Annotated in this window: 4 protein-coding genes and 1 pseudogene; 2 read left to right on the forward strand and 3 right to left on the reverse strand. The window is 49.1% G+C overall.

Annotated elements, in window-relative coordinates; genetic code table 11:
- Positions 1 to 245: 245 nt before the first annotated feature.
- Together PLU01S_RS12565 and PLU01S_RS12570 are read right to left on the reverse strand one after the other, a co-directional pair.
- On the reverse strand, positions 246 to 1,289 hold the full coding sequence (locus tag PLU01S_RS12565) for a formylglycine-generating enzyme family protein (protein WP_233432160.1): 1,044 nt from the start codon (positions 1,287 to 1,289) through the stop codon (positions 246 to 248).
- Entirely contained in the window at positions 1,286 to 2,980 is a 1,695-nt protein-coding gene (locus tag PLU01S_RS12570) for an arylsulfatase (RefSeq protein ID WP_074825852.1), read from the reverse strand. Before PLU01S_RS12570 ends, PLU01S_RS12565 begins: the two co-directional genes overlap by 4 nt.
- Positions 2,981 to 3,636: 656 nt before the next feature.
- Here PLU01S_RS12570 and PLU01S_RS12575 point away from each other — a divergent pair.
- Positions 3,637 to 4,764: a hypothetical protein gene (locus PLU01S_RS12575; protein WP_139208790.1), complete on the forward strand. Its 1,128-nt coding sequence runs from the start codon at positions 3,637 to 3,639 to the stop codon at positions 4,762 to 4,764.
- Between the two features lie 754 nt (positions 4,765 to 5,518).
- Here the strand turns inward: PLU01S_RS12575 and PLU01S_RS12580 are convergent.
- The gene (locus PLU01S_RS12580) at positions 5,519 to 6,673 is read right to left on the reverse strand and encodes a hypothetical protein (protein ID WP_159435101.1); all 1,155 of its coding nucleotides are present in this window, start codon (positions 6,671 to 6,673) and stop codon (positions 5,519 to 5,521) included.
- Positions 6,674 to 7,626: 953 nt separating this feature from the next.
- Between PLU01S_RS12580 and PLU01S_RS26145 the strand changes: the two are divergent.
- Positions 7,627 to 7,731: pseudogene (locus PLU01S_RS26145) on the forward strand (helix-turn-helix domain-containing protein); the annotation flags it as partial.
- Between the last annotated feature and the right edge of the window lie 103 nt (positions 7,732 to 7,834).

Consider the following 7,834-nt stretch of genomic DNA (forward strand, 5'->3'; position numbering starts at 1 on the left):
GTTAATCGCGTGCTTGTTGGGTGCGCTATAACCCGCTTCGAAATTCGAAGCCATGAACTCTCTGACGTGCCTAAGAAAATTATTTTCTGACAAGACGAACACCACTACTGCAGGAGCGGAGCCGCCCTGGGCAGCCCCATTTTCATTCAAGACATGGATGCCTTTAGTATCGTAAGACAGGCCATCCGCCTGCTCTGTCGCGCTCAAAACGGCCAGGTGTAACCCAAGCTTGGAAATACAGCTGCCTAGCGGGTCGGCGCCTCTGTCGAGACCGTTCTAAATCCGATATGCGAGGTGCCTAAATAACTGACCTGGGATTGCCTGGCGGAAGGCCGATAACGAAGACAGTAATCTTCGGCGCACAGGTGGGAGCCACCTTTTATAACCTTCACCGGAACGCCAGGCTCCCGCGGGTCCAGCCCCGTATCAGGCCCTTCAGGGTTGTTGGTTTCAACACTCTCATGGCCCGGACGATACCAAGTACGGGTAAGCTCCCAGACATTACCTCCCATGTCAAAAAGGTTGAATCCGTTGGGTGGAAAGCAGCCCACGGGAGATGTCCCCCGGTATCCATCAATTCCTCGATCCGCAAGGGGAAAGTCGCCCTGCCAAGTGTTAGCTTGTGGATGTTCATGATCCAGTGGTTTGTCACCCCAAGCGTAGTCCGCTTCCATTAGGCCGCCGCGGGCGGCGTACTCCAACTGCGCCTCGCTTGGTAGCTCTCGCCCCAGCCAGGCGGCATAGGCCAGAGCATCATCAAAGCTGACATGAACCACCGGATGATTGAGTCGAGTTTCGATGCCCGAGCCAGGGCCCTCCGGGTGCCGCCAGTTTGCTCCAGCAATAAACTGCCATCCCGGATGCTCTTTTGAACGGACAAATACCAGCGAGCCGGGCAGACGCACCGCCGGAGGAAGTCCTCTGGCCGCTTCGCCACTGAGCCCGCGCTCCGCCTGCGTCTGATAGCCGGTTGCCCTTACAAATGCTGCGTACTGCGCATTGGTGACAGGGTGACGGTCTATCCAGAAACCTTTGATGCCAACGGGGACCGCTGGCCGCTCTTCGGGATAGAAGCGCTCGGACCCCATCGTAAACCGGCCTGCGCTTAGCTGGATCATTCCATGCCGCTCTCTGCCCTGCCGCGTCAGGGGCAGCCCGTCGTAGGTTTCACACAAATAGCCTGGCACTGGCGATGAATCCGCCACGGCCAGGTAGCGCAAAAGCCCTCCGGTCAGGATCGCGAGCAAAAGAGCGCCGATAGCGATCAGGTGATTACGCCGTACGCTCACAGATCTGGTGCGCTATCGGCCGGGCGCTGCAGTGCAGGAAAGCGCGGCACTCCTGCCTCGTCTACAGAGATGTTGTTACTGCCTGCATACTGCCGCCAGTCTATCAGGAGGTCCTTAACCTGCTCAGGATGTTGCCCAGCCAAGTCCTGTTGCTCGGCGGGATCGGTGGCCAAGTCATATAGACGCCAGGTTGCGCCTGTTATCTTGGGCGCATAGACCAGCTTCAGGTTGCCTCGACGAAGCGCTGCTGCACCGTCCTGCTCCCACCCCATCGGCTGCGCGGCGGCATGAATCTGCGGCTCCTCTCCACTAAGAAACGGCAACATCGTGCTGCCCTGTGACGGGATGACCGCCCTACCCTTATAGCGAATACCGGGATGCTCTATACCGGCTACCTGAAGAAAGGTTGGCATGACGTCACGAACACTGGCAAACTCCGTTGTCTGGCCCTTGAGGGCCCTGGCCGGAAAATGTACAAACGCAGGTACCCGTATTCCACCTTCAAAAATGGTCTGCTTATAGCGCCGTCCCGGCTGAGCACTAACTTGCGCCCAGGCCGGACCGTAGGTCACAAACGAGTTGGCTCGCCCCAAATTGTCCAGACGATTATCAAAGTGTTCGGCTACCCACTCTTTGATTGAATCCCCTCGGTTCACCGACTCCGGGCCGTTGTCGGACATGAACAGTATAAGTGTATTGTCATACTCGCCCAGGTTTTTAAGATGAGTGACGAGGCGGCCAATCTCCTGATCCAGAGACTCAACCATTGCCGCATAGGCCTCCATTGAGCGTGCTGAGCGCATTTTTTCTTCCGCGCTTAAGGAATTCCACTCAGGCACGCCTTCCAGTACCGCCCGCGTCTGGAAATCGGCTGGAAGCAGGCCCAGCTCTTTTTGGCGAACCAGGCGTTGATCGGCAATCACCTGATATCCCCTGTCATAGAACCCACGGTACTTGGCAAGATAGCTATCCGGCGCCTGGAGCGGCCAGTGAGGCGCCGTGAAGGCTGCAAATGCAAAGAAAGGCTTGTTTTGCTCATGCGCCGCCCGGGTCGTCTCGATCAGCCGATCGGTAAAATAGGTGGTCGAGAAGTAGTTTTCGGGCAGAGCAAGCGGTTCCCCATTATGGACAAAGGTTGCCGAGTAGTTGGCCTGGATAGACATTTCCTTTTGCTTGAAATGAGCTGCCCCTCCCTCCAACACCACATAGGACTCAGCAAACCCTCTATTCTGAGGCTGTTGTTCCGGCAGCTTGCCCAGATGCCACTTCCCTGCAATGGAAGTCTCATAGCCGGCGTCTCGCAGTAGTTCAGCCAGCGTAACAGCCTCACCTTGTAATACGCCCTCATAGCCAGGACGGATGGCTTGGTGAGCAAACAGCCGATTACGTGTCTCGGCCATCATGCCAATACCTGACAGGTGCTGGTCGTTGCCAGTAAGCAACATGGCACGGGTAGGAGAACAGCTCGGCGCGCTATGAAAGTCCAGCAAGAGTTTTCCACCAGCAATCAACTGATCGAGGTTAGGTGTGCTGATTTCACTGCCCATTGCGCCAAGGTCTGCATAGCCCAGGTCATCAGCAACTAGCAGGAGAATATTAGGCTGATGAGGTGTTTGGGCGTTTTCAGCGAACGACGTTGTGCTCGATAAGAGACAAAGACAGGTGGCAAATACACCTGGTAGAAGTTTCATGGGTTTTCCTTGTTGTTGTATGCCCATTTTTGAGCTTGACCTCGGTATCGGCCAGCATCTAAATAATTATGATAGTTAACTTTGTTTGTCAAATCTGCCTGCGTTTTGACGCAATGTCCTGACCGGCACCTAACAGGCTCGGCTGCAGCTTTTCAGTCAGGTGCGCTGTAGAGCGATGGGTCACGGACCTTCTCGATTTAAACGTTGAATGCGTGAGGCAAGGCGAGGCTCCACGCTTGCATTCGGGTCAAGACAGGCATCCGTAGATGGCAAGCTTTGGTCCAACTTCTGGTTGTGGAGCAATATGGCTTACATAACATGTCACGACGCTGCGTCATGCCGCCACTCGACGCTTTTTAACCGCGCCAATTCCGAGCTGTATTGCCAGGGGTCCTTCAACAATGCGACTTAGTAGAAAAGTGCTGCATCGTTATCTTCGCTCTTGCATCACTACCGCTTGGACTAGCAATTGAAGGTTTAAGCCCTATGGATTAGAGGCTCAAGCAAAAACCGCCTCGTTAATGAAGCCAACGGATCGGCGTCCGGCGTAGGTAAAGGATCTGATCACAGCAGATTCAGTCCAGGCCATAGGTGGGAACTTTTGTTAGTAGAAAACCACGCAGGAACTTTCTCTATATCCAACAGGCCTGTCCATCATGTATCCGATTGGTACTCCTTCTGTTGTTACCATTCACTCTCCAACACCTGAAGAGGATGTTCGGAAGAGTGAAACTGCTCCGCTGCCTCCCCAGAAATTGCCAGTAAAACCGCCTCGGCCAGATGCTCCACCATCAAGTCCGCGTGCCTCTTCGCTGCAAGTAGCACGATTTTCAGGTGCTTGGAAAAAGGCCAATAAGGATATTGTCAGCGAGGTGGCAAAGCACTTGGCTTTCCCTGATCGCTTGGCATTGTCACAATCTAACGATGCATTATGTCAAGCCATGATTGAGCACAATGACATCAAGGTTCCTGACAACGTTATAGAGGCTTGGACGACCTTACAAAAAGCTCCAAATATCAGGGCGATGGATACGTTACTTCAACATCTACCCAACGCAAATAATTTAGACAAATCGTCTATAGCGATGGAATTTGTTAAATATCTAATTAATTTTCAATCAAAGTCTGAATCCAAACTTGAGCAGTTGGATCATTTATATAACGCACTACCAGATATAAATGTCGAAAATCCAAGCATCGCGATGACGCTTAGTGAAGCCCTTTTCGCTTATGGAATCGCTCGGTTACCGCAGGAGAAACATACTGCAGGTTTAGAGCGCATAACAAACACTCTTTATGAGATGGCAGCAAGGCCAGATGAGCTCAGTACTTTCGGAGATTTAGCAGCAAAGCGCGAAAAATCTAAAGCGCTAACAAACTTGATAACTATTGCATCGAATAAGTTTAGTGTCATGCCGCTCACTGGCAACGATAGAGAGGCTATTGGCAAAAAAATAGTCGAGACGTTTCATCTTGTTCAGGCTGGTGACTGGCTGCATGATTTTTCACTCGTCGATAAGCGGCCTGATTTAAAATTACCAAACCAGCAGGCTGAAAGCGTTTTGAATACTATGCGTGCTTTAGAAGATGTTCAAACCAAGTTGGGACTAGCGAGGGAATGCATCGCTCACTTTAATAGATTCGAGTTAAAAGATGCCCCAAAGTTCATCTCCGACTTAGAGGATCAATTAAGCTCCTTACAAAGCTGCGAAGAGCAGAATAGTGCCGTAGGCAACCTTTTAAATGAGCTCAAGATGTTAAGTTCCGTCTTAAAAACAAGCTAATAGACTGGCATCTTTTGTGCACTCTAGCAGAAATTAGAGATGAACGAGGCGGCGTAGTATCCTACGAAAGATCAGCTGCAGAGAATGAACTAACAATAGAAATGATTAAGCTATCAAGGTGTCAGGACCAAATATACCTCTTGCCTTACTCTGCAATGCTTAATGACAGGAAGCATTGACAAGGACTACGATCGTGAAGAGTTACGTCATGATCGCAACCACTTTAGTATGCGATCGGTAATTACTCAGCGCACCACGTGTCTAGGCGCGCCTTGACGGTTTGATATACGCGTAAACGAATGCTATTCAGCTAGTTGAAGGAAATACACCTGCTTTGACAAACTGGCCAGTAGCTTCAAGGCTGTGGTTATTCTGGCTTGTATCGAGCAATGCATGTGGATGGACTGTTCAGACAGACCCTAGAGTTCAATTTAAGAAAGCGTTATAAAGAGACTACTTGCAGTTAGGCAATGAACATTTAAGGGGCCTTATAGCGAATGGAATCTATAAGCACTTCGGCTAAGTATCCAAAGCAAGGCTACCTGTGTATTGGTTCATCCGCCCATACTTTTCAAGGCGGGGCAAATTTAAGTAAACAGTTTTTTAAATTCCTGCTCATAAGCAAGCCTTATTAGCAGACCAAACAGATAGCTGTGTTGACCAATTGTCTGGAAACGCGACATGCCTCTTGTGACAGGCTTGAAGCTCAGAGAGGCCATGAGAACTCAAGGTTCTCATGGCGTACTTTGTTGGCTTACTGCTGAATAATGGCCGCTGTATTCATCATGCCGGTTTGAGATACCGTAGCCTGATTACCCTGACCAGTACGTTCAAGCGTTACAGATAGGCCTGAGCCTTCCTGAGTGAGCTTAAAGACATCATTGACAGTCTGGCGCTGAGTAATACTCATGTAGTTGTCGTCACCCAGCTGAGCGACTTCCAGTGAGCTATCGATCGTTCTATCCTGCACAAGATCCATGGTATTGCCATTACCTTCCTGATTGGTAGTGATCTCATTAGATCCCTGCGCAGCCCTCTGGTCTACATTCAGAGTATTGTTATCCCCTGTTTGGGTTGCATCCAGATAAACCCGTGCTGAAGCAAACATTCCGGCGTTACCTTCTTGCCTGGAAGTTATGGTGTTGTTATTACCATTTTGTGTGAATCCGGCTGATGTATTCAGGATTTGAGTGGCGTTTACGCTATTACCGTCACCGGTCTGGTTAAAGCTCAAGCTATTCCCGCCGTCCTCAGGATACTTAGGGTTACTGCCGTCTTGGTCAACGACTACAACGTTTGCATTTCCACGTTGGTCGCCTACGACCGAATTATTCATATAGCGTTGAGTAGAGGTAATAGCGTTGTTATCACCATTCTGGGTGACGGAGAATCCACTACCTACACCTCCCGTGTCCTGCTCTACCGTGATGTTATTCGCGTTGCCAGTTGTGTAGGCAAAAACGGGAGCATAGTACAGCCCGGTCTGGACAATGTTATGTACGTTGTTATTACCAATCTGCTCGCTGGACGCTACGCCTATTAAGCCACCTGTACCGTCATAGTTATAAACGTTTGCATTACCATTTTGCGTTACATCAGCATAGCTACCGCCTTCCTGGTAAATGGTCGCAAGGTTATTGTCACCCGTCTGGTACACCCTTGATTCAGCGTCGTTGGTACTTTCTGCCTGAAAAACAGTAGCCGAGTTTGTGTTCCCATTCTGCTCGACGATCTGCCTGCTATTGATGCCCATTTGATTCTGTATTGCCTTATTAGAGCTTCCGGTTTGGGTAAGCTCAGCAGTATTGCCATCCCCAGCCTGGTTAATCTCAGACTCATTCATTTCAGCCATTGCAGTAGCAGTCGCAAGGGTTAGGGCTGTGGCAGTGAAAAGGTGGTGAAGACGCATATCGATTTCCTTGTCGTTATACCTAATATATGGCCTTAAAGATGGCAGTAGGCCAGTTAACCAGAGAGACCGCATCCTTCTTCTGATCTTGATAGTTACCAGTTGCACTGGTAACAACAGCGTAGATTCAGAAAAACTTATTGCCATCAAATCCGACAAATGGATAGGTACGTTTATTACGTCATGAAACCCTTAGTTTTTTTATAAACAGATCAGCCACGACCAACCTTTTAATAACGATCAATACTGCAACAAGATTCTTATAAGTCTGCAAGACAAGTTATGAAAATGCGGATTTAATCGGTATCTCAAAAGCAATAACGTTATGACCCGCCAATGTCATAATGTCCTTCCCAGATATTGCAAGGAAAGATAAAATAGCTGGCAAGTCAAATCATTTAGTCCGTTATGCGTTATTAGTTAAAGCCAAACGCTTAATCTTCAAGTTATCATCCAACACGCTAGACGCTACAAAGATGAAACTATTCCTCCTTCCTATGAATATTTAAGCTATTTGTTTCTATAGCGGTACCGAGGAATCTTAAATGTTGGACATCTAGCCGGATCTTGTTAATCCTTTAGTCCAGCATATGATCAAACTTACACCAAGTGGTTTTTCAATCACCTCAACAAAAGCTACTCCTTGCTATAGACCTACAAATTTAGGCGATTTGATCCTACTCTTATAGCCGATCCGCATGTTGCGAATGCTCTAAGTAGTATAGCTCTCGACAAATGTATTCAAGCGTGAACAGTCAGAACTGATCTACTCCAGCATTCTCACTCACAGTTACGTATCATTTGGGAGGAACGCCTCAACTAACCTAAGGGCGAGAGGGTTAGCACATAATGGCGCGATTAAGGGCTGCATCAAATTATGCCCATAAAAGCGGTTTGCCATAGCTATATCCGATAATATATGTCCATTATTCAACACAAGTTATGTGAGTACGATGGCCGTCAACTTCGACCTAAATGATCTTCAGGCATTTTGTGCTCTGGTTGAGCATAAGAGTTTTCGTGCTGCTGCCGATGCGATCTACATCTCTGAACGAGCCCCTTGAAAGACAGGACACCGTTTCCCCCTTAGGATAAGAGATAGGCAAACGGGTATGTTTATGACTAACAGCAACGACAAGGGTGGCGGCGAACTGCTTGGGC

The organism is Pseudomonas luteola NBRC 103146, assembly GCF_002091675.1.
Taxonomy (GTDB): domain Bacteria; phylum Pseudomonadota; class Gammaproteobacteria; order Pseudomonadales; family Pseudomonadaceae; genus Chryseomonas; species Chryseomonas luteola.

Coding starts and splice junctions, on each gene's coding strand:
- PLU01S_RS12570 (WP_074825852.1), bottom strand. CDS start 2,980: ATGAAACTTCTACCAGGTGTATTTGCCACCTGTCTTTGTCTCTTATCG.
- PLU01S_RS12575 (WP_139208790.1), top strand. CDS start 3,637: ATGTATCCGATTGGTACTCCTTCTGTTGTTACCATTCACTCTCCAACA.
- PLU01S_RS12580 (WP_159435101.1), bottom strand. CDS start 6,673: ATGCGTCTTCACCACCTTTTCACTGCCACAGCCCTAACCCTTGCGACT.